The sequence below is a fragment of the Paenibacillus sp. J5 genome, assembly GCF_054955055.1.
On the sequence record NZ_JBUEDD010000008.1, the window covers coordinates 234,405 to 254,447 of the forward strand.

The following is a 20,043-nucleotide window of genomic DNA, read 5'->3' on the forward strand; positions in this document are numbered from 1 at the left end:
CCTACCAACTCAGGACGATCAACAACGGATTAACGCCAAATGTCCTGTACGCTCCTTCTCTTAGAGTGGCGCGATCAGTCAATACTCCCTAGCCCGGCGTATTCAGATCCAGCCTTGTACCGTTCAGCTTCATATTGCGCCCGGCGCGCATCACGACATCGCGTGCGGCCACAAGCTCAATATCGCCCTCTGGCGTCATCGTAATCGACGAGCCCTTGCTGTGCCGGATCACCAGACTGCCATTCTCGCTCACGGTGCAGGCATACTCCTTGGCATCCAGAAGCAGCTTGCCATTGTCGGCCAGCAGCTTGATTCCCTCATCCTCCATCCGCAGACTGCGCTCCCGCCCATAGCCCTGGTTGTAGTAGAGGATGTCGAGGCTGCCCTGCGGCTTCTCCACGAAGCCGCGCCCCTTGCGGTACACTCCGTCCGCATCCGCCACGCCGTCTCCCTCGCCCAGCACCATCTGCGGGTAGGCGGCAGTGCCCTCGCCAACGAATTGCAGCAGCATTTTCACCCGTTCATCCATCTCATATTGCATCACCGGATAGGGCGTCACCTCTGTCGTCAAGCCGCTACGCTGCTCATCGCGCCAGTAATACGGCTCATCCAGCGCATTCGTGCGCTGGGTGCCGCTGCCTGCCCGCGCTTGCCCGGTAATCCACATCGCCTTGTTGTCCTGAATGTGAATGTAGTTGGCCCAGCTCTGCTCCGCCTGCCGTCCGATCGTCTTCACCTTATTGCTGACCAGATTGCTGATGAAGCCGTCCTCTGCCGTGACGATCGTCGAAGCGATATTGTCCGCCCCCAGCTTGCCTACGATCAGATGGAACTTGGACAAGTCAATCATCCGATTCTCCGCATCGATCAGCAGGTCATCCTCTGTGCCCCCGCCGAACGGATCGGCGGTAATTTTCAGCCGCTTCGCTACCAGATCCACCGCATGCAGCGTCCCCTTCTCATCTGCAAATAGCACCGGCTGCCCGCTGCGCTCCAGCTTGATGCCCGATGAAGCGTTCATCGTCAGCTTGACGAGCTGGTCGGTGCGCGTCACCGTAATGCCATGCTCAGCGTCGATCACGACCTTGTTGTAATTGTGCCCGAGCTGCACACTGCCCCACTGGAGCGCATCGGCAATCTCATTCATGATGCGGCGCGCTTGATCGTAGTAGCCTTGAAAATGCTCGCGGAACGTCTCCCGGTCAACCGCCGTCGTCTCGTCCATCTGTGCCAGCAGCGGACGCACATAAGCGTCCAGCCGATTATAGGCCGCCGTGAAGGGCGGAATGTTCACCAGTACCCGATTGAAGCCATCCCGCTGCACCGTGCGGTATCGCTCCGCCTGCGGCAGCAGCTTCAAATACTCGGTCTGGATCGTCTCCCATTCCTGGAGCAGTACCAGCTTCTCGAGTGCCGTCAGCTTGCCGTCCGTCACGATGTGCTCGAAGCGGCCGATATTCAGATAATCGTCCCGCGCATCCATCAGCACCTCGTCATCCGCGTTGACGATCGTAAGTCGCTTCGCATGCAGATCCTCTGCATAGAAGCGCCCACCCGGCTCAAAATAGAACTTTTTCGCCCACCGCCCGTCCTCATACCGCTCGAACACCAGGCCATCCTGCGCGTTGAATCGCCCGCGTACCCGTTGGTCAGAGCGTGTAACGACGATCCCGCTCACACTGTCGATCTCGATGCCGCTGGAGAGCATGCCGTCCATCGCAGCAATCTGCAGCTTGCGCACATGCAGCAGCCCGTCCAGTCCCAGCCAGGCGACATCCTCGAAGCTCTGTCCGCTGCGTTGACGGATCGCGAATCCGGCTTCCGAGTCCACCCGCACCGTATTGACCAGCCGGGTGCTGCATGGCTCCTCCGGGTCATAGCGGTTCACCACCAGCCCATAGCGGTCAGGCTCCGTCTCGTACAGGCCCAGCCGCATCGCCTCGCGCCCGCACCGGTCAGTAATCGTCGTGCGTGGCCCCTCCGTCATCCAGATGCCGTCGTCATCGCCGATCGTCACCCTCGAGCCGAGGATCAGCTTGCCGAGCACCGTCTCTGCGATCAGACCATCTGCGGTCAGCGCGGTCTCGTAGCGCAGGCCGCCTGAGCGGGTGAGGCCGATCGCCCCGTGTGTCAGCCGCAGGAAGCGTGCCGGGTCCTGATCATCCGTAATGGTAATCCCCTTCTGATCGAGCGTCACCGTCTCATTGATTGCCATATTGATCTGACTCGTCACCTTGTCCCAGAATGCATCGAACAGTCGGCTCATCTCGCTCGCATCGTAGACCGCCTGTCCCCAGCGATGCTTGTTCAGATCGACCGTCACCGAGGTGCTGCGGCTGCTGGCGATATAGCTCTCCAGCTTGCGCGCATCATCGTTCAACTCGCGTAGATGGGCGATGACGACACGGATGGACGCCGCCTCATAGTCATAGTCGAATTCGATCAGCTTCGCCATCACCTGCACGCCCAGCCAGTCATAGCTCACCTTCACCTCGTCGCCAAGCCGCAGCTTGTCCCAGTTGCCCTGCTCCTCTACGAGGTCGAGAAAATCCACCACATCCATTCGTATTGCAGTCTGCGGCTTCTGCAGCTCTGCGAGCTTCTCCTGTGCGGCCTGCAGCAAATCATGGTCATCCACATATCGTTCATCCTTAAACTCCTTCGTCTTCACATACAGATTCAGCTCCTGAAGCTGCTCTGTCGTATAATGCGCCTGCGCCCCGAGCTGCGTCTGGAGCGCACTGATCCTTGCCGCCACAGCAGTCTGCTGCTCCTGCACCTCATCGATCTCCGCCTGCTTGGCAGCGAGCTGCCGCTGCTTGTGGTCAAGACTATAGCGCTCGATGATCGCCCCCTCATTGCTGATCGTGCGATACTCCTCCTGTGACAGCGCAGCCACCTGCAGGTAAATGTCCACACCGACCGCGGAGCCGCTCACCTGCACCTCTGCCGAGGAGGCGCCTGCCGTCTTGCCGAGAAGTATCCACTGCCCCGCAGCCACCGCCTTGGGTGCGCCATTGATCGCCACGCTCAGCCCGGCCGTGCTGCTGGCTCGGAACATAATCGCATAGGGCAGCTCCGGCTTCAGCGGGAACCCATTGGCAACCTGTAGCCCCGCATACGTATATCGCTCGAAGAACATCTCCCCGTTGAACTGCTGTGCAATCATCGTATCGGTAATGATCTTCTCCTGCTTGCGCAGCTCGCTCCGCTCTACCTCCAGCGCAGCCAGCTTCGAGCCGATCCGCCCCCGCTCGGCAGTCAGCGCCTCGAATTCGCCGCGATGCGCCTCCAGCTTGGCCTCATAATCCAGCATCGCATGGCAGAGGCTATCCGACATATAATAGCTCGACTGTAACACCTCACGCGCCTCGTTGCGCTCGAAGGGATACATGAAATAGCTGTAATTCTCAATATAGGGCTGCCCCGCCGGGTGTACACGCTGGATGCCCAGCCCGTCCCGCCCTTCGACGACCAGCCTCGTCACCTGCTGCTCCGCATCGGAGGAACGGTTGATCGTCTGCAGATACTGCTCGTAGCAGAAGTTCAGCCCTCTGTACGTTCCGTGCAGCTCCGGCTTCACCATGCTCACAGTACGCTGCTCGGTATCGAATTCCACGATGGCGTTATACGTCTCCGCCACCTGGTAGACCGCATCCAGCACCGTCGTCTGGCTGAAGTCGAATGCCCGATACGTCAGCTCAAAGTCCGCATCCAGCGAGCCGAGCTGCCAAAGTGTGCCAGACAGCACATCCTGCAGCACCTGGCGAGCGTGCACCGACTCGACCCCATAGCCGCGAATGAGCTTGTCCGCCAGCTCATATTCGAGTGCATACGCGCTGACCTCCTTGTATGCGGCCTCCTCCTCCATTACATCCTGGATCGTCTGGATGCGGTACCACTCCACAGAGGAGCCGAGCCGAACCTGCACATAGTAGTGCTCGCGCAGCAGCGCCACATTGTGATTGCGCTCCAGCCGATGATTCACCTCCAGCTCATAAGGCACCCGGAAGCTGAGCTCGTTGACCGCCAGCAGCTTCACGGAGAGCTGGATCGTGTACGCCTCCGACAGCTTGCTAACGATCGTCCTGTCCGGGCGCGCCAGGAACAGTCGTGGAACAACCGGTCGTCTCCCGGCATCAATCTCGCCTAGCATCGCCATCTCTCCTTACTGCAGCCATTTCCATTCATAACGAATGCGCACATCCGCATCCCCCTCCAGCCGCAACAGATTGCCCCCCCTTGGCAGCTCCAGATACGCATCATTGAAGCTGCCGTATCGCTCCGTGACCGCCAGGTCTGTCTCGATATATTGCCGCTCATTATTCACATACACGGTCTCCCCATCTGCCAGAGCCGTGAACCGGAAGGGCTGATTCCCCTGCGAGAGATTCCGTATTGCAAAATCCCCCTCTCCCTGCTTCGTAATCCACAGCTCCGGCCGACACGCCGCATCGCCTTCATTGCGGAGCACGAACACCGGGGCAAATTCAAGCCGCACCCGTTGCAGCACCGGAGTCACCCCAGGCTCGCTGCTCTGCAGCAGCACCCGGAACCGTACATGGGCATTGCCCAAATACGTCTCGGGCGCAAGGCCTGGAAGCCCGCCCCCATTCACGCACGCCGACCATGGCGTCCAGTCATGCCCCCCGTCCAACGACAGTGTCGTCTCGATAGCGACCGATGTTCCCTGTGGCGTCAGCGCCTCCCACTGAATGGAGCTTAGCGCGCCATCACTCTGCAGCATAATCGGGAGCGCGTCCGACACATACCAGCCCCGCATCCTCGCCATATCCGCCCAGGTCATCATCGCGCTCACCCGATCATCCCGAATGGCCGGAAATGGGCGGATATGCCCGCTTCCTTCCACTTGGCGATCTTGTAGGCGTGCCATACAACCTCGCCATCATTGACCGAGCTGCCGTTCACGACCGTCCACGGCGGCTCGGCGGTTCCCGTTCTCCCGGCTACCACGGAGACGTAGAAGAATCCATTGGGCGCGCTGGGCATCACCAGCTCGCCGAGACTCCGCACCGCTAGTGGCGACCAGGCTGTCCGCCCCCGTGTATCCTCCACCTGTGCGCCTGCCGTCAGCGGGAAGATCGGCTCCACGATACCGCTATATCCCGCCTGCGAGCAGGTGTAGATATGACCGTTATTGTCAGCGGACAGCACCTTCTCCCCCGCCTGATAATAGGTGAGCCGCGCCCATGTCGGAGCTTGCTCGCCCTCTCGCACGTTGACCCATCCGACCGGGACACCTGCTGCCGGCGCGCTATTCCAGATGCGGACGCCCTGCTTCCACGCTCCGTATGTCGGAATCGCTGGCATCGCTTCGTCTGCATGCTCGTCCAGCCGCTGCATATTGTGAGCGAGCGACTGGATCGTGCTATGGATACTGTCGCTCAGCTCCGGCTGCACTAGCTTTAGCTTGTCTGTTATCTTTGCCAATTGTATGACTCCTTCCCTGTTAGACTTGCTATTTTACTTGACCACGGCCTGTCTTCAAGCCCGCTCAAGGGCATCCTTCACCGCCCTTTCGCCCCGTGCTGCATTGCTTGCTCTTAGCGTACCAACGCTTCCTATAGCAGGCTGTCCCAGCTCTCATCCGCCGCATAATCCAGCCAGCTCGCCGCCTGTGCCGGCAGCTCCAACTGCTGCTGCGCATTCAGCACGGTCTGCTGCCGCTCGCCCTCATGGAAGGCGCTGCGCTCGAAGCGCCTTGCCGCATCTCGCGCCTTCAGCGTGCGAACCACAGCAGGCGAGTACGCATAAGCGTCATTGCAGCGAAAGGTCAACTGCACATAGCCCTGGCTGAGACAGTTATGCACAAGCTGCGGGTCCTCCACGACCAGCGCATAGAAGATGCGGTCGTTATCGCTCGTGAAGCTGAGCGGCTGGTAATAGGGCTGCTCCGTCAGCCAGCGGCATACCTCGCGCAGCCGCTCCTTGTCCCACGCCTGCTCGAAGGCGAAGGACACGCGCAGCGTCAGCGGCTCGCGCCGAATCGATTGAAAGTAAGGACGGCTCCTGCCGCGAACCGCGATCTCCGTGATGCTGCGGCCAGAGCCGAATGGCTCCTCCTGCAGCCCGCTTGTCACATTCACATTGCGGATGCCATAATCGCTGCTTGCTACGCCAGCATATTTGAAATAATCTGCATCGCGAATCGTCATCTCTGCACCCCCTGACTTCTAAGCAAATGTAATGCCCTTGCGACGCAGCGATTGAATGATGCTTGCACCAACATCCTCTCCTGTCGGCTGGGCGAACTTGCCCGAGACATCGATATATAGCCGCTCGATGACCGTCCCGAGCGCCGACTTGGCCGAAGCAGCCGCTGCAGCCACTGTCGCCGCTCCCGTCGCTGCCGGCAGCATACCAGCAACGCTCTGCCTAAGCGGAGCCGTCAACTGCCTGCTGATCTCGATCGCCTCCAGCACATGCTGCGTATCCTGCTTGTTCAGCACCATCTCCTTCTCATGCGCCAGCAGGAACTTGCCGCCTGCAAAGCTTGGCGTTACGCCTCCCGTCTCTGCCGTAAATACCGGCCCCGGAAGTCTGCTCAGCTCGGTGAAGCTGCCGTCGCGGAACTTGAATTCCGCACGGAGCCTGTCATTCTCCCCCTTCAACTCCTTCAGCCGCTGGGCGGTCGTCCCCTTCGTCTCCGCCTCCTGCTTGTTCGCCAGATACTGCTTCCAAGCCTCCGCCGTCTTCGCACTACCCGCGCCCGCCTCGGTTCCGTGGTTGGTCTGGTACGACTCCAACGGCTTGAGATCCTGCTGGAAGGCGTAGAGGATGTTGTCAGCAATCTGACTGCCGTACAGCTTCGAGTTGTCCAGCACCTGCTGAAAGAAGGTCTCATACGACTCGCGAATGGTTGTCAATTGCGTCTGTACCTTGGAGGCATCATCGCTCATAAGCTGCTGCTTCATCTCATAGAAATGCCGCTCATCGCCCAACTGCGCCTCGAATGCACGCTCGATGGCCTGCTGGCGTTGATCCAGCGCCGTCAATTGCGCATCATGGAATTTGCCTTCCAGCCGTTTGGCCTCATCGAGCGTCTTCTTGCGGTCATCCAGTTGATCCTGCAACGCCTGCTTCTGCTCTGCGCGTTCGCGGTCACGCTGGAACTTACTGATCTCCTCTTGCTTTTGCTCGAGCTGCTCTCGCAGCTCCTTCTGCTTCGCCTTGCTCTCCCACGAGTCATCCAGCGCCAGCACATTGAGCCTGGATTCGATCTCTCCGCGCTCCTTGAGCAGCTTCGCCAGCGCTTCCTCACTGTCCTCCGCCTCGCTCAGTCGATCGAGTGACCGTAGCTGCATCTGGATTGATTCCTCGAACTTGCCCATCTCCTCATCGAGATGCTGCATCCGCTCCGTGTAGCGCTTATTCTCGCTGTCCCGCTCGGCCTTGATCGCATCAAGCTGCAATTGACGCTGCTTCTCCAGCATCTTCTTGTAGCTGGCGATGATCTCCTCGGCAGCAGCTTCGCGCGCCTTGAGCGCCTCCTGCTGGCGACTCTGCTCGCGCCTTTCCATATCTGCCAGACTTTTCATAAGCTGTTGATCGTACCGCTGCAGCTCCTCCAGCTTGGTCTGGGTACGCATGCGCTCGGCCTGGTCAAGCTCGCTGCCCAGCTTGCGCTCCAGCTCCACGAGCTGGGCATTCAGTTTCTCTCGCGCCGCCACCGTCAGGCGCCGAAGCTGCTCCTGCACCAGCTCCGCCTTGCGCAGATCTTCCTCCGAGTCTCCAAGCAGCGACAGCTCGAACTCCGCAGCCTCCAACTGCTTGTCGAAGCCCTTGACGATGCTCTCGGCCTGCTGCTTGCCAAGCTCCTCGCTGGTCTCGACCAGCTCGGCCTGCAACTGATTCGCTTCCTCGCTGTAAGCGGTCAGCGCCAGCTCCGCAGCCTTCCTCATCTCTGGCGTATCTGAAGCATCGTTCACGATCCCCCGGAGCCTGCTGATCTCGCTCCAGATTCGAGCGCTGTCCGACTTCAGCGAAGCCACGATCCGCTCCGTGTAGCCAGCGAGCGCCGTCAGCTCCTCCTCCGTATTCACCTCGCCCATAAGCGAGATTTTACGCCGGATCGCATCGCGCTTGCCTGTGCCCGCATCCCGAATCCGCTCCAGAGAGCCCTCCAGCGCCTGAGCCAGCTCCGTGACGAGCCCGTTCAGCTCCTGCTTCGTCTGCGCAACCTTATCCTTGAGCGCCGTGAAGTCGGTCACCATCTGCTCGATCGCGTCCATCGACAGATTCATCCGGTTCTTCGACGTGCCCTTGCTCAGCTCCACTAGACGCTCGGACAAGCCGTCGATCACCTGTCCCGAGCCGTCGATCAGCCCCAGCTTGGTCAGCTTGCCTGCCAGCTCCTGCTGCTCCTTGAGCTGCACCTGCTCCAGCTCCTTCATCGAACCGGCCAGCTCCCGATACAGCTTGATGCGGTTCTCCAGCAGACTGCTGTATGGCTTGCCTCTGGCGATGGCATCCTCTATCCGGCTGCGATTGTCCTCCAGCAGCCGATTATATTGCTTGATCTCCTCCTCCAGCCGCGAGAAGCGAATACCGGGCTCGTAGGGCGGCTCCTTCATCTTGGGCGGAGTATAACCGGCAGAGACTCTGGAGGTCTGGGTGCCGCCGCCTGACCCCGACTGATTCAAGGCAGCATTCAACCGTTTCTGATAGTTGTCGAATACAGCTCCGACTTCCTCGACACCCGTTTGCAACTGGCTGATGTTGCTATTGTATTGTTCGGCGAACTGATTGTATCGTTTTTTGCCGCTATTCACTACACTCGCGAACAGTCCTTTGGAGTCCCCCCATCCATCTGTTCCTTCATTAATATTGAAGGTCGGGAGCTTCTTGCCCTCCAACTCCGCAATCACAGCTTTCCGGCTTTGCAGCTTATCCAGGGCTTCCACTTCGATGCCATACATTTGGAGTCGCGAGAATATATTTTGATAGGTAGCCGCAGTGCTCTTCCCCTCTTGAATCAGATCATTCTGCGCCTTCTCAATGACCTTCTGACGGACATTCTTCAGCTCATTTTGCTGTAATTTCAGAATATCTGTCGTCGCGCCCACTTGAAGCTGGAGCTGAGGATATTGCTCGGTCAGCTTTATGATCGTGTCTGTGCTCAGCCCTTGCCCCCGACTCAACTGCGCCATCGCCTGATCTAGTAGCTGCACATCACTGACCGCTTGTTGTACCAACTGATTCAGACTGCCTTCCAGCATCTTCTTGGCATCCGCCATGCGCTCGCTTTCCTTGCTGGCCCCGGCCAGACTCCCCGCAAAGGCCTGATACGAGAGGGCAGCCGCTTCGGCAGGAATACCGCTCTCCTTAAGAAGCTTCTCCAGCTCCTTGAGTCGCCCTGTTTCCACAAGCTCGCCCAGATCCACCTTATTCTCTTGCAGGACATCGACAAGCTCCTTGGAATAGGAACGGAACAGGCCAATCATCTCTTGAAAATTACTCTTCGTCAGCTCTTTCGTATCCAGAAATGATGCGGCGAACCTCTCCAGAAAGAGCGATACGTTCGCGTCCTTCACATCAGCAGAGCGCAGCACGTCCTCATTAATAAGCTGGAAGCTGCTCATGAACGCTTGAATCCCTTGCTCCAGCTTATCCTGCTCTATTGCGACCTCCGCTTGAATCGCCCCGAGCTTCTTCGTCAGTTGCTCCGCGTAGGCGTCCAGATCGGGCAAATACAAGTTGTCCGTCAGACGCTTGTTGCGCTTCAGCCCAGACGCTTCATAGATGTCCCTTATCTTATCGGTCAACACCTTATGATGAATCTGAAATTCATCCGAGACACGACTCAGCGAGTTATATCCAGTTTCCTTATTGTATTGTCTTGCGAACTCGACCGCCTTGAGATCAGCCTCCGCCTGCTTTTCCTTCTCCCCTCTAGCAGCCAGATTCCTCCGGGCCTGATCGATCTGCTTGGCTGAGTCCTCCATGGATAACGACACGCTATTGCTCAAGGCTTGCTTCTTGAGCGCCAGCAGCTTCTGTTCGCTCTCAATCAGCTTATCGATCTCTTGCTTCGATTTGTAGATGGCGTTGCCCTGCTCATCGTAGTGACTGATTGCCTCCGGCATCAGCTTGGCCATCTTCTCTTGAGTAGCTCGCAGCTCCTCCTGTGACAGGTTCAGGTCATCATACTTGCTCTTCAGCTCTGTGAGCTGATCGATACGTTTCTGTTCTGCTATCGTCTGTTCAGACAAGCTCTTGAGATATTCCTGTTGCTTTTCCTTAGCCGCCCCAATCATGCCAACGAGCTGATACAGCCCGGAGATGACGGCTGTGACCGCAGCCGCGATGCCGAATGAAAGAACGCTCTGCAGCGCAATCATCGCAAGCTTGAGCCCCGTAGTTGATGCAGATGCAATACTGGTAATCCAAGACAAAGCGGAAATGCCTGCGGCCATCGTTTTAATCTTGTCGATCATGACATCTGCTACCATCCGGTGCGCCCCGACATCATTAAAGACCTGATTAACCACCTCCCGCCACTCCAGCAATGGCTTCGTATCTGGCGCTGCCTGCTCAGCGGCCTTCCCGGCCCCGGCTGAGGCGGTCGAAGCCTCCGATATAGCAGCCGCCAGCGCCCGCCACTGGCCAGCCAACGCCTCGATGGACTGGGCAACCTCGCCGATCCGGTAATTGGCGGCAGACATCGCCATCCCGAGCTCTCCCATCGAAGCCAGCGTGCCGCCGAGCTGCCCCGATATTCCGGCGAGCGCACTGTACAGCACACGCGTCTGGTCAGTCACCAGCGCGAGCAGCTGCGTCTGCCCTAGCTCCAGCCTTACCTGCAGCTTCTTAAGCGATCGACTCTCCGTCAGCTCCTGCAGCATACGGTTGATGCTCTGGATCGATTGACGCTTGTCCAGCTCGGCCCGCACGAGCAGATTCAGATCCTGTGCCATCCATTATCCCCCCTTCCTGCTCCGGCACGCCTTTAGTTGCCTTGCTGCCCCGCAAGCGCTACAGCCTGCCGTAGCTGAGCCTCCATCTTGTCCAGCTCCTCCTTGTCGAAGTGATTGAAGATCTCGCCCAGCAGCTCCAGATTGACGAGCTGCTTGAAGATGACCGTCATCTTCTCCGGGTCATCGGGTATCGATGCCAGATTGGTGAACTGCTTGAGCACCAGCATATGGAACACAACATCGCCCAGCGTCTGCAGATGGCTTGGGTCCATCTCCTGCTGCCTGGCCTGCTCCATCAGCTCCATATAACGAACGAGCAGGTCAGCGATCCTCGTCCGCTCGAACCGGCGTTGAATGACGATATAGCTGCCGTTGCTCAGCCGTACCTTTGTCTGCTCGCTGAACCTGGCTTGATGCTCCTTATGTAACTGGGTCAACGTCAAGCGTTTCTCAGCCATGCTCCATTCCTCCTCCCCCAGCTTCCTCGTCCTGGCCTGTGTCGATTCCCTCCACAATCTCGCACCAGCGGTCATATCGAACCGCCTCGTCTCCCTCGAAGGACAAGCCGCAGTTCAATACCGCCTCCCGCACAGCCAGCAGCATCTCCTTGCGTTCCGCAGTCTGATCCAGTACAATCTCCTCCTCCAGCAATCGACGATAGGCCTGCTGGAAAGCCTCCGGGTTCGCGAGCACCAGCTTGCTCTGACCCTCTGTCTCCTCCGTGGTCGGCCTGCCCTGCTCATCCTTGCGGGCATGCTCTTGCACCAGCTCATCATATTCGCCCTGAAGCCGCTCCATATAGCCGCTTAACAAGCGAATCATTCGCGAGCGCATCCGACTTGCCTTATCTACCAGCCGCAGGCGGTACAAGAATTCAATCCACTCCGCCAGCTCATATTGATATAGTCTCATATGCTGCCTCTCCTCCTGTCCCTATTCACAGCGGGATAGCGGGCAGCAGCCGAGCCCCATTAACTAAAGGTAACTTCTGCGCCCGACTCCCTACCCGCTGACCAATACGTCATCCTGTTCGCAACATGCGCTATGCTCCGCACACGGTTCTTCACTGCCTAGCGCCAATCCCCCGGTTTAGACGCCTGCTGCCAGCTTATTCACTCCGATATTCGGATTCTACACAACCGCGCTGTCGTCATAGATCGTCATCGTGTACAGCTCGTTCGAGTCACCGGAGCGCAGCGCCTCCATTGGAATATCCAGCACCGATGGATCGCCAGTCGGGGACATGGTCAGATTCCAATTGCTCTCCAGCTTGGCCTTATGCACGACGATCTGCGCTGCATAATCCCGTTCAGTCGCCACATCGCGCACGAGGCAGTCCAGCACCAGCTTGTATGTGCCAGCGAACTTGTCCGCCGACGATGCGAACTTGCTCGCATCCGCACCCGTCATCGTCTCCACATAGATCTGGACACGCTCGCCGTCTGCCACGGTATCACTGCCGAAGGTGACGGTCTTGCCAGACACGCTGTATTGACCCGCACCCGGCGCCGAGGCCGCATAGCTTAGCGTTCTGCCCTTGCTGCCGTCAGCGCCCAGCACCTGAACGCTCTGGAGCTTGCCTGCTGTACGTGGTGTGCAGGACAGCAAGGCAGCATTGCCAGATACCGTCAGCACCTCCTCCTTGATGATCGGAGCTGCTCCCTTGACCAGCTCATGGCCAGTCAGCATGGCCAGCATCTCACTGGTGAACACGGCATCCTGCAACGTGAAGCGCGCTGCCTTGTTGCTGGAGAAGCCGACGATTTTCGTATTGTCGCGTCCGCCCTGAGTGTAGACCGTCTCCGATGTATTCTCCAAGCCGTTCTGCTTGAGGCTGTCCAGCTTGACCTTCAGCTCACCAGTCACTCGATCAAAAAAGTGTGCAATTGCTACCTCGCGAATCGCCCATTTGTTCGTTGTCATTATCAATTTCCCCCTGTTATGATTGTGTATTAGTCTATAATCGCTGCCCAGTTCAGCTCGGACAGCTTGATGGCCTTGCTGTCAATGGTTCCCGCATAGATGCCGGTATAGGTGTGATGACTGCTGTCAATGCAGTGCAGGCGACGATAACCGTCATAGAGCTGATACAGCGTCAGTTCCCCGATATGGAGCAGATTCATGCTGCCCGACTTCCAGGCTACCCCGGAGATCATACTCTGCAGATCGGTGGTCGGCTTGCGAGCCGGTCGGCTTCGCTTGTTGCGGCTGAGCAGCTCGATCATGCTGCGAGCCGCAGCATTAGCCGGATTATAGTCGGATGGTCGCTCCTCCAGTTGGTGGGCAATCCGCACAATATAGCGGATCAGCTCCAGCTTCTCCGCAGACAAGGTACGCTCCTCCTCCCCCGCTACGAGCGCAAAGCACGGTACAGCTCCCCTTCGCTGAAGCTGCAGCCGGCTCCCGAGCAGCATCTGGATGGCATCTTCCAATGCGCTGCGGTACCGCTCATCCTGGGCATACAACAGGCACATCATGCCATAATTGTCCTCCGTAAACGTGCGGAAGGACTCGTACTGCTCCTTGTCGAACAGCAGTGCCGACAGCGCCTCGTTATACCGCTTCTCGCCCCAGGCCGCAAGCAGCCTAAGAGTTGGCAGCGTCAGGCAACCCGCTCCGTCAATATCAATGGGAAGATTCAATGTGAGCTTGAATAGTATATGGTCTCGTTCCAATGGTTGTTCACCCGCCGTTCATTACTGCTGTAGCTGCTCCGACAGCTCTTGCCTCCACTTCGCGCGTACACCTCGCCAGATGCCGCACGCCAAGGCTGCCGCCTGCACTGCTGACCTCATCCCCTGCGTCCTATACCGTCACATTGCCCTCCACAGTATCCGTGTTCGTATTCAAGTTCAATTGTCCACCTACAGCATTGCCCAGCACCCTCGAGGCTGTTGATTCGGCGGTATGAATGGCGTGCGCAACCGGCTCGCCGGAGCCATTGAACACACGGTTATGCGCAACCAGCGCCTGCTCCGCACCCTTCACATAAATGCCGTAGAAGCCCTTTTTGCCCTCTGCAAATGTGATGTGGTTGCCCGCAATCTCCGGTCGTACTCCCTGGTGAAGACTGATGGCCGTCAGCGATAGACAATCATCAATGTGGTTGTTCAGCACGGCGACCTTCTTGCCGACTCCCTTCTGACCATAGATCGCCAGATTGCGCGAGCCGATGATGTGATTGCCGGAGATCACGGCATGATCCTTGGATCCAAACGAGATGCCGTAATTGGCAGCAATGGCTTCATTACCGCGCAGATCAATCACATTGTCCCGAATGACCGCATGGGATTCATTCAGCCTCACGCCACCGTTGCACCGTTCGAGATGGTTCCCGGAGATGATGCAGGGGGTCGTATTGAAGCGTTGTTGCCCGCTCTCCACTTCGCCTCTTGACGGAGCATTCAACAGCTCGACTCCGAAACCGGTGCTTTCGCTGGCCTTGTTACCGGATAAGGTCACTTTTGACGATTCCGTCACCCGGTAGGGTACACCGCTGCAGCGCTGCACACTATTACCGCTAATCAATACATTGTCCGAATGCAGCGCATGAATCGCCGCCTCCGTCGTATTCGTCACCGTATTGGCAGAGACAGTCATATCCTTGCCTTGTACCTGAATACCGCTCCTGAAGCCCTCGATTACATTGCCGGTAATCGTAACGGAATTGCCCATATAGCCGCTGGAGACGCCGATGCCCATGATCGCTACCTTCTCATTGTCCTCTCTGTAGAACACGTTGTTCGCAATAACAGCATTAGCGCAATAGCCTGTACTGATCGTATGATCACAATGATTGCCCTCGATAATGACCTGATACCCGTTGTAGTTATTGATAGCTCCTTGTACATTGTCACGGAACACGTTGTTGCGGACGATGACCGTGAGTGCTTCTTCATAATCAACCCCGCCCTCGCCATAGTTTTCAATGTCCAGTCCATACTTGGGCTCATAGCCGCCGTTAATGCCCGCGTTGATAATGAGATTATTCTCCACCAATGCCCCATCGCAAGCAGTAATCGAAATATTGTTGCGGCCATTGCCATCCAGGGTGCAATTACGAATCGTCACCTTCGAGGATGGCGTATACGGATCGCTCGTGTTCAGAAGCCCCGTCGAAGCAACGAAGATGCCGTCGCCTGTGAAGTCCTTGATGCGAACATTGTCGATGACGATGTTGTGGCTTCCATGGCTGTAGATGCCAAAGCCGTACTCATGCGTATCCTTCCGCTTATCCCCATCATAGTCATGCTCATATCGTTCCCCGATCAACTGTCCGCCCTCAATCGTGACGTTTTGCGCACTTTTAAGATACAGACAGGAGTAGCCGAGGAAACCGTTAGCCTCTACCTTCAATCGCGCGTTTGGGTCCATAATGAGTCGAATGTCTGACGGCAGTTGCACGCCGGCCTCCTTTTGCGGTTCCCGGTGCGTCTTCGACACCCCGTCGATCAGATAGTCCCCAGCCGGGATGACGATTTCCGTATACCCTTGCGCCTTGGCACTGAGGATCGCTGTATTCAAGCCTGCGGTTGTTTCCTCGGCATGTGTTCCATCCGTATGAATCCCCCATTCCTCAGGCCGGATAACGAAGCGGTTCGTATACCTGCTATCCAGTTGCATGTCTGTGTTCTCTTGTTTCATTGTTTTTCCCCTTCCCTTCCAGGCACTGCTGTTCAGCGCCTCCGTTCCGTTATAGAACGATTATATTTATAGTTCCAAAAAGGAACATAAACTCATTATAAGAACAATCGTTCGTATTGTCCAGCATTTTCTACAAAAAAAATCCCCAGCCTGCCAGTACGGCAAACCAGGGCCCCTTCGTCCATGCTCTCCAACCTCTACTCTCTCTTGCTATTCACTGCCTGAGAGCGGATGCTTGGACAACAGATTATTCAGTTCCTTCATGAACATGTTAATATCCTTGAATTGCCTGTAGACAGAAGCGAAGCGCACATACGCCACCTCATCAATCGGATACAACTGCTCCATGACCAGCTCGCCGATCGCGAAGCTCTCGACCTCCGCCTGCGCAGTGGTGCGCAGCTCCTTCTCCACCTCGGAGACGATGACCTCCAGCTTCTCGACGGATACCGGACGCTTCTCACAGGCCCGAATCAACCCGCGCAAAATTTTATCCCGACTAAACTCCTCACGGCTGCCATCCTTCTTAATCACGATGAGCGGCGTCTCCTCAATCATCTCGAACGTTGTAAAACGCCGATTGCACCGCTCGCATTCACGACGACGGCGGATCGACTTGTTTTCATTGGCAGGCCGGGAGTCCAGCACCTTCGTGCCGCTGTAATCACAGTAGGGACATTTCATAACGGTCCCCTCCTTTCACTTATTGATGGCTGGAAGCCTGTTATCTTTTACCAAGCCAATAATGGACATATTGTTGTATGAAGTCTGAATTTGCGACACATAATACTGTTACCAACCGCAAGGAGGTGAACAACAATGAGCCAACGCAGCAGCAACCAATTGGTTGTACCACAAGCGACTGCAGCCCTCGACCAAATGAAATACGAGGTTGCACAAGAACTGGGTATCGCTATCCCACAAGACGGTTACTACGGCAACATGGCTACCCGTGATGCCGGTTCTCTGGGAGGCTACATCACTCGTAAGCTTGTACAAATCGCCGAGCAATCTCTTGCCGGTCAGTACAAATAATACGATCCTATCCTGAAGGCTCCTGGCCGTTCGCATCTGAAGCATGCGGCGGTCGGGGGCTTTCCATATTAGCCAGAGTATATATTTATTATAAATCAACAACCTGAGCATATCAAAGCAATATTAACCAATCCCGCGATAATATCCCCCTCACTCTCCAAATTCATGCGATAGCGACATTGACAATCCGCCCAACCGTGTAGTGGACTTCACCAAGCTGACGCTGAGCCTCATCGCCATTTCGCCATGCACAAGTTATGCGGGATTTCGTTGATTTCGTTCTCCTCAATCGAACTTTCAACAGACAAGAGATAGATGCCGGACTGGACAAGCTGCCCGATTCCAAAAAACGCCAGCCCGAAGGCTGACGCTAGAAATTAGAATATAAATCCTTGTATTTATCATAATAGTACATCACCTTCTGAACATAACGCCGTGTCTCGCCAAACGGTATATCTTGAAGGCTATCCAACTCTCCGTCCCATATCTGCTCATTCAACCAGCGGCTGACATTGCCCGGACCAGCGTTGTAAGCCGCGATGACCAGCGGCCTGCGGTGATTGAATTGCTTCTCCAATGACTGGATATACCATGTTCCCATCTGAATGCTCACATCTGCCCGATTTCGGACATCATCCAGGGTCACATGTTTGAACTTGGCCTTGTCTGCGATCCAGCCCGCCGTATCTGGCATTATCTGCATGATGCCGAGCGCTCCCTTATGCGACTCGCGCCCCGTCTGAAAGTTGCTCTCCACACGAATAATGGCCGCCACCAAGTACGGATCAACATCATAATTGGCTGCACTGGCTCGTATATCTTCTATGTACTCAATCGGATAAATCCAGCGCCCCAGCCACTCCGACTTCAGGAAGAGCAGCAGCAGCAGCCCAATGAATAACAGCAGCAGCACGCGCTTCTTGCGCAGCGTCCTCAACATCGAACGATTCGCCCCCACAGCGCTTCGACTTGGAGCCGTGTCGCCTCTATATCGCCGCTGTTGTCGATCACCCAACTAGCCCGCCGCCGCTTCTCCTCAATATCCAGTTGTGCTTCGATTCGCCCTAGCGCTTGATCCTTCGTCAGATCAGGATTGCGCTCCATCAGCCGCTTCAGTTGAAGCTCTCTAGGGATATAGACTACGATAACCTGCTCGTACTGCTTGTCCTGCCCGGTCTCATACAGCAACGGCACATCAGCAATCACCGGAATACCCGGGGATTGCTCCTCATGCTGCTGTATCTGTTCCTTCATCCGCTCTCGAATCGCCGGATGCACGATGCTCTCCAGCTCGCGCCTCTTGCCCGGATTCTGGAATACAATATTCCCCAGTGCGCCGCGATTCAGCGATCCGTCAGCATGCAGCACCTCGCTGCCGAACGCAGCCACAATCTTGCCCAGCGCAGGCTCGCCAGGGAGAACCACTTCCCTGGCGACCTGGTCGGCATCAACAAGCGCTGCCCCGAGCTGGACAAGCATTGCACCTACGGTGCTTTTGCCACAAGCGATTCCGCCAGTTAATCCGATCTTCATGCTTCACCTCAATCCTGCTTTACAAGTGAGAACCACTTCATTTCCCCATCTATAATAGCTTGAAACATCCCATGATGATTAATACAACTCCTGGCAAAAAGGAAAGTGCCTTCATCCGATCCGAGTATGAGAATCTGAACCCGATACGGATGCCGCAATACAGAAACAGCCCGCTCGCAAACGCGATCAGCAATGCCGTAGCCAGCGGAGGATAGCCGAGCAGCGCAGCGCCCAGACCTGCCCCGAAGGCGTCCAAGGATAAGGCACAGCCCAGCAGCACCGCCTCTGAGGGCGAGATAATTCCCGAACGGTCTACGTCTGCTGCCTGCGGCGAGCGCAAAATCTCGATCACCAGCCCAAGTTTGCGAAGCTCCAGCCGCAGCACGGTTGCGCCAGCAGCCAGCGCCCCCTGATCTGGCGTTGGCTTACGCTCCGAGCCTGGCTGCGCCTGACGATCTGGTAACGAGTGCAGACATACCTCTGCCTGCTCCTGCCTTCTTCTCCGCATGAAGTTCAAGAGCGAGAACACGCCAATACCGATCAAGATCAGCGCTCCCACCACCTCAGCCAGATGAGGCGATATATATTCCCCCATCCATTGTCCGAAGAGCATCGATAACAAAATAATAATTCCCGAGCAACACGCAATAATAAGAATGGACAGCAATGGTATGCGAATCTGCCTTAACCCATAGGTTACCCCGACGCCAAAGCCATCCAGACTGACTGCGAACGCCAGCAGCACCAGCGCCGCTACATGCAACAGCATCGAATTCCCTCCTCCCGGCGCCCAAGAGCGAAGCGCCCATATCTGTAACATCATATGCGAGGAGGATAACGCCGTGCATGGTATTCCGTTTCTAGATGATTAGAGCGTGTCTGAACACTCTGAACGGATCAGATCTGGCCGAATGTTCGTTCCAGGCAAGGCGCTTTTTGGCAGGCGTACCGGGGGTACGTCAAGGCAATGCAACGCTGCATGGAGCGAACAGGCTGTTATTACGTTGCCGCGACATCCTTGAGCTTGCGCCCCGAGCGCGCCTGAAGCGCGTCATTCAGCGGCTGGCAGCGGGAGCAGGTATGCGTCCCTCTGCCCCCAACGACTGATTTTTCGATCGAATGGCCACAATGCTTGCAGTCCTCGCCTTGTCGTCCATAGACGGCCAGCGCATGCTGGAACATCCCCATTTCGCCTTGTCCGTTCACATAGGACTTGATCGAAGAACCGCCAGCCTGCACTGCGCTCTCCAGTGTATCGACGATGGCCTTATGCAGCCGTTCCCATTCGCTCTCCTGCAGCGATTCGGCCGAGCGCAATGGATGGATGCCCGCCAGAAACAGCGCCTCATCGACATAAATATTGCCAAGACCTACGACATAGGCCTGATTAAGCAGCAGCGGCTTGATGGCGGTGGATCGTCTGGCCAGCCGCCCCTTGAGCTCTTGCAGCGTGAACTCCTTCGACAACGGCTCAATTCCCAGCTTGCTCAGTGGAGGAAGCGCCTGCTCCTCTCCAGGATCGAACAGATGCATCGTGCCAAACTGCCGTACATCCTTGTACCGCAGCTCGGTTCCATCATCAAAATGAAATACCACATGCGTATGCTTCTCCAGCGGCTCCGTCTGCGAGTAGACGCCATAGCGCCCTTCCATGCGCAGATGCGAGACGAGCACCAGCCCATCCAGCATAATCTTCAGAAACTTCCCTCGCCGCTCAACACTCTTAATCGTGCGCCCCGCCAGCATAAGCTCAAAAGCGGCACAGTCAGACGGACGCTGTATAATACGGGGCAGATGAACCGTCACCCGCTCAATCCGTTTTCCCGCTACAAGCTCGATCAGCGTGCGTCGGACGGTTTCTACCTCCGGCAATTCCGGCATGCTCATTCACCTC

The 20,043-nt window shown here is 56.8% G+C and carries 16 protein-coding genes; 1 reads left to right on the forward strand and 15 read right to left on the reverse strand.

What is annotated here, in order from left to right:
• Window positions 1–88: 88 nt before the first annotated feature.
• The 11 genes from ACY1JZ_RS16350 to nrdR form a co-directional block, all read right to left on the reverse strand.
• On the reverse strand, window positions 89–4,156 hold the full coding sequence (locus ACY1JZ_RS16350; protein WP_462630140.1) for a phage tail spike protein: 4,068 nt from the start codon (window positions 4,154–4,156) through the stop codon (window positions 89–91).
• 12 nt (window positions 4,157–4,168) lie between these two features.
• Complete coding sequence (locus ACY1JZ_RS16355) at window positions 4,169–4,894, reverse strand: hypothetical protein (RefSeq protein WP_462630141.1); 726 nt, start codon at window positions 4,892–4,894, stop codon at window positions 4,169–4,171.
• Window positions 4,816–5,451 carry a hypothetical protein gene (locus ACY1JZ_RS16360; protein WP_462630142.1) on the reverse strand — a complete coding sequence of 212 codons (636 nt, stop codon included), beginning with the start codon at window positions 5,449–5,451 and terminating at the stop codon, window positions 4,816–4,818. Before ACY1JZ_RS16360 ends, ACY1JZ_RS16355 begins: the two co-directional genes overlap by 79 nt.
• Before the next feature lie 131 nt (window positions 5,452–5,582).
• Window positions 5,583–6,176: a phage tail domain-containing protein gene (locus ACY1JZ_RS16365; RefSeq protein ID WP_462630143.1), complete on the reverse strand. Its 594-nt coding sequence runs from the start codon at window positions 6,174–6,176 to the stop codon at window positions 5,583–5,585.
• An 18-nt stretch (window positions 6,177–6,194) separates the two neighbouring features.
• Entirely contained in the window at window positions 6,195–10,937 is a 4,743-nt protein-coding gene (locus tag ACY1JZ_RS16370; RefSeq protein ID WP_462630144.1) for a coiled-coil domain-containing protein, read from the reverse strand.
• 32 nt (window positions 10,938–10,969) lie between these two features.
• Window positions 10,970–11,395: a YomO family phage-derived protein gene (locus ACY1JZ_RS16375; RefSeq protein WP_462630146.1), complete on the reverse strand. Its 426-nt coding sequence runs from the start codon at window positions 11,393–11,395 to the stop codon at window positions 10,970–10,972.
• Window positions 11,388–11,849, reverse strand: a complete 462-nt coding sequence (locus ACY1JZ_RS16380; RefSeq protein WP_462630147.1) for a hypothetical protein — start codon at window positions 11,847–11,849, stop codon at window positions 11,388–11,390. The genes ACY1JZ_RS16375 and ACY1JZ_RS16380 overlap by 8 nt, the downstream gene beginning before the upstream one ends.
• Before the next feature lie 219 nt (window positions 11,850–12,068).
• Complete coding sequence (locus ACY1JZ_RS16385; protein WP_462630148.1) at window positions 12,069–12,860, reverse strand: YomU family phage tail tube protein; 792 nt, start codon at window positions 12,858–12,860, stop codon at window positions 12,069–12,071.
• A 29-nt stretch (window positions 12,861–12,889) separates the two neighbouring features.
• Window positions 12,890–13,612, reverse strand: a complete 723-nt coding sequence (locus ACY1JZ_RS16390) for a hypothetical protein (protein ID WP_462630149.1) — start codon at window positions 13,610–13,612, stop codon at window positions 12,890–12,892.
• A gap of 130 nt (window positions 13,613–13,742) precedes the next feature.
• The gene (locus ACY1JZ_RS16395) at window positions 13,743–15,581 is read right to left on the reverse strand and encodes a right-handed parallel beta-helix repeat-containing protein (protein WP_462630150.1); all 1,839 of its coding nucleotides are present in this window, start codon (window positions 15,579–15,581) and stop codon (window positions 13,743–13,745) included.
• A gap of 210 nt (window positions 15,582–15,791) precedes the next feature.
• Entirely contained in the window at window positions 15,792–16,265 is a 474-nt protein-coding gene (nrdR, locus tag ACY1JZ_RS16400; protein ID WP_270169762.1) for a transcriptional regulator NrdR, read from the reverse strand.
• A gap of 135 nt (window positions 16,266–16,400) precedes the next feature.
• Between nrdR and ACY1JZ_RS16405 the strand changes: the two genes are divergently transcribed.
• Window positions 16,401–16,616 (forward strand): alpha/beta-type small acid-soluble spore protein, encoded by a 216-nt coding sequence (locus tag ACY1JZ_RS16405; RefSeq protein WP_270169760.1) that lies wholly within the window; start codon window positions 16,401–16,403, stop codon window positions 16,614–16,616.
• 370 nt (window positions 16,617–16,986) lie between these two features.
• On the opposite strand, the gene ACY1JZ_RS16410 is transcribed toward ACY1JZ_RS16405, so the two are convergent.
• The 4 genes from ACY1JZ_RS16410 to mutM all read right to left on the reverse strand — a co-directional run bounded on the left by ACY1JZ_RS16410 (window position 16,987) and on the right by mutM (window position 20,030).
• Window positions 16,987–17,556, reverse strand: a complete 570-nt coding sequence (locus tag ACY1JZ_RS16410) for a lytic transglycosylase domain-containing protein (protein ID WP_270169758.1) — start codon at window positions 17,554–17,556, stop codon at window positions 16,987–16,989.
• Complete coding sequence (gene coaE / locus ACY1JZ_RS16415) at window positions 17,550–18,149, reverse strand: dephospho-CoA kinase (protein ID WP_462630151.1); 600 nt, start codon at window positions 18,147–18,149, stop codon at window positions 17,550–17,552. The genes ACY1JZ_RS16410 and coaE overlap by 7 nt, the downstream gene beginning before the upstream one ends.
• A 49-nt stretch (window positions 18,150–18,198) precedes the next feature.
• Window positions 18,199–18,918: an MntP/YtaF family protein gene (locus tag ACY1JZ_RS16420; protein WP_462630152.1), complete on the reverse strand. Its 720-nt coding sequence runs from the start codon at window positions 18,916–18,918 to the stop codon at window positions 18,199–18,201.
• A 230-nt stretch (window positions 18,919–19,148) separates the two neighbouring features.
• Window positions 19,149–20,030: a DNA-formamidopyrimidine glycosylase gene (gene mutM, locus ACY1JZ_RS16425; protein WP_462630153.1), complete on the reverse strand. Its 882-nt coding sequence runs from the start codon at window positions 20,028–20,030 to the stop codon at window positions 19,149–19,151.
• Window positions 20,031–20,043 lie beyond the last annotated feature (13 nt).

Bases quoted from the DNA above. Each gene is read 5' to 3' on its own strand.
- ACY1JZ_RS16350 (WP_462630140.1), bottom strand. From the start codon at position 4,156: ATGCTAGGCGAGATTGATGCCGGGAGACGACCGGTTGTTCCACGACTG.
- ACY1JZ_RS16355 (WP_462630141.1), bottom strand. From the start codon at position 4,894: ATGGCACGCCTACAAGATCGCCAAGTGGAAGGAAGCGGGCATATCCGC.
- ACY1JZ_RS16365 (WP_462630143.1), bottom strand. From the start codon at position 6,176: ATGACGATTCGCGATGCAGATTATTTCAAATATGCTGGCGTAGCAAGC.
- ACY1JZ_RS16370 (WP_462630144.1), bottom strand. From the start codon at position 10,937: ATGGCACAGGATCTGAATCTGCTCGTGCGGGCCGAGCTGGACAAGCGT.
- ACY1JZ_RS16375 (WP_462630146.1), bottom strand. From the start codon at position 11,395: ATGGCTGAGAAACGCTTGACGTTGACCCAGTTACATAAGGAGCATCAA.
- ACY1JZ_RS16380 (WP_462630147.1), bottom strand. From the start codon at position 11,849: ATGAGACTATATCAATATGAGCTGGCGGAGTGGATTGAATTCTTGTAC.
- ACY1JZ_RS16385 (WP_462630148.1), bottom strand. From the start codon at position 12,860: ATGACAACGAACAAATGGGCGATTCGCGAGGTAGCAATTGCACACTTT.
- ACY1JZ_RS16395 (WP_462630150.1), bottom strand. From the start codon at position 15,581: ATGAAACAAGAGAACACAGACATGCAACTGGATAGCAGGTATACGAAC.
- nrdR (WP_270169762.1), bottom strand. From the start codon at position 16,265: ATGAAATGTCCCTACTGTGATTACAGCGGCACGAAGGTGCTGGACTCC.
- ACY1JZ_RS16405 (WP_270169760.1), top strand. From the start codon at position 16,401: ATGAGCCAACGCAGCAGCAACCAATTGGTTGTACCACAAGCGACTGCA.
- ACY1JZ_RS16410 (WP_270169758.1), bottom strand. From the start codon at position 17,556: ATGTTGAGGACGCTGCGCAAGAAGCGCGTGCTGCTGCTGTTATTCATT.
- coaE (WP_462630151.1), bottom strand. From the start codon at position 18,149: ATGAAGATCGGATTAACTGGCGGAATCGCTTGTGGCAAAAGCACCGTA.
- ACY1JZ_RS16420 (WP_462630152.1), bottom strand. From the start codon at position 18,918: ATGCTGTTGCATGTAGCGGCGCTGGTGCTGCTGGCGTTCGCAGTCAGT.
- mutM (WP_462630153.1), bottom strand. From the start codon at position 20,030: ATGCCGGAATTGCCGGAGGTAGAAACCGTCCGACGCACGCTGATCGAG.